Below are 1,958 nucleotides of genomic sequence, written 5' to 3'. Positions count from 1 at the left end.
AGCTTGAACTGGCTTTTCCGGGGCGGCCTCGTTGCCTACACCGCTCTGTTTTTTGCCTTCATCTATCTGCCGCTGGCGTTGATTGCCGTTTACTCGTTCAACTCCAACCCGGTGAACATGATGACCTGGGAAGGGTTCACGACGGACTGGTATTGGCAGGTACTCGGCTTCAAGACGACCGTCTCGGAAGCCGCAATGTACATCGAATCCACCGGCCAGCTCTTGGCGGCGCTGCGCAACAGCATCGTCATCGCCTTCAGCACCACACTGATCTCAACGGTGCTGGGAACGGCACTGGCACTGGCGCTTTACCGATATGATTTCCTTGGTGCTCGCACCTATAGGGTGCTGATGTTCATGCCGATGCTCGTGCCGGACATCGTGCTCGGCATCGCCCTGCTGATTTTCTTTGTGAATGCAGGCGTTCATCTGGGTATCGGCACGATCATCATCGGCCAATGCACCTTCCTTATCTCCTATGTGTTCATAGTTGTTTCCAGCCGGCTGGCCGGCATGGATCGCAGCCTTGAACACGCCTCCGCAGATCTCGGCGCGAACGAATGGGTGACTTTCCGCAAGGTAGTCCTGCCACAGCTCATGCCTGGCGTCATGGGAGGCGCGCTGCTTGCCTTCATCATCTCGATGGATGACTTGGTCATCACGTATTTTATCGCCGGCACTGATGTCACGACCCTGCCGATCTTCATCTTCGCCATGCTGAGGCGCGGCATAAAACCGGAAATCAATGCCATAGCAGTGATGATGCTGACATTCTCCTTTCTCGTCGCATCGCTCGGCCTTTACCTGTGCTCTCGCCAGAAATGACCATGAACACACAGCAAAGCCCCGACAGAAAGCTTCGAGCGCGCGAACTGGGCTTGCCCTTCGCCGGCACGACCGGCCCCCACAATGCCATCACCGACGTACCGAACGTGGCAGTGGGGCTGCACAGCCTGTGTGAAGCTGCGCCTCGCCCCGGACGCATGTTGCCGGTGCGCACGGGCATCACCTCGATCGTGCCTCATCCAGATGCGGATACACCCATCCCTGTCTTTGCCGGAGTTCATCGCTTCAACGGCAACGGCGAGATGACGGGAACGCATTGGATCGAGGATGGCGGCTACTTTCTCGGACCCATCACCATCACCAACACCCATAGCGTTGGAATGGCTCACCATGCCACGGTCAAGTGGATGCTCGAACGTTACCGTACAACCTACTACGGCGAGCGTCCGCGCTGGATCATGCCTGTGGTCGCGGAAACCTTCGACGGCATCCTCAACGATATCAATACCCTGGCGCTGTCCGAAGCCGATGTGCTGGCCGCTCTCGACGCCGCCTCCGATGGACCGGTAGCTGAAGGCAATACCGGTGGCGGCACCGCCATGATCACCTATGGCTTCAAGGGTGGAACGGGTACGTCCTCAAGACGCTTGGAAATCGGCGGGCGCCCCTATACGGTCGGCGTGCTGGTACAGGCCAATCACGGCCAGCGGGATTGGCTTACGATTTGCGGCGTACCGGTTGGCCGGCATATGCACGATGCCGGTGCAGACATGGCCGAACGCGGCTCCATCATCGTCGTGGTTGCCACCGATATCCCTATGGCCCCACACCAGCTCAAGCGTTTGGCGCGCCGCTGCACCATAGGCATCGGTCGCAACGGCACACCGGGCGGCAACAATTCCGGCGATATTTTCATCGCGTTTTCGACGGCCAATGCAGCACCGCTGACTGACGTCGCACCGCCTCTGCGTAGCATTGATATGCTGGACGACGACGCCTTCGATCCAATCTACATGGCGGTGGTCGATGCCGTGGAAGAATCCGTCGTCAATGCCATGCTGGCGGCCGAGGATATGGTTGGAACACGTATCAACCGTAGTAAAATCGAAGCTATCCCAATCGTTCCGCTTCTCGAAATCATCAAGCGGTACGACAGTCTCGAATAATGGGGA

2 protein-coding genes are annotated in these 1,958 nt (G+C 58.1%); both read left to right on the top strand.

The window, feature by feature from the left end:
- Nucleotides 1-825, top strand: an 825-nt coding sequence (locus WBB07_RS27075) for an ABC transporter permease (RefSeq protein WP_526312411.1), incomplete at its 5' end; no start/stop codon positions are given.
- Complete coding sequence (locus WBB07_RS27070; protein ID WP_526312409.1) at nucleotides 822-1,952, top strand: DmpA family aminopeptidase; 1,131 nt, start codon at nucleotides 822-824, stop codon at nucleotides 1,950-1,952. The genes WBB07_RS27075 and WBB07_RS27070, both read left to right, overlap by 4 nt.
- Nucleotides 1,953-1,958 lie beyond the last annotated feature (6 nt).

The organism is Mycobacterium sp. (assembly GCF_049647605.1).
In the GTDB taxonomy this organism is placed as follows: domain Bacteria; phylum Actinomycetota; class Actinomycetes; order Mycobacteriales; family Mycobacteriaceae; genus Mycobacterium.
Note: the sequence above shows the minus strand (reverse complement) of the source record. Positions and strands in the feature narration are given on the sequence as shown.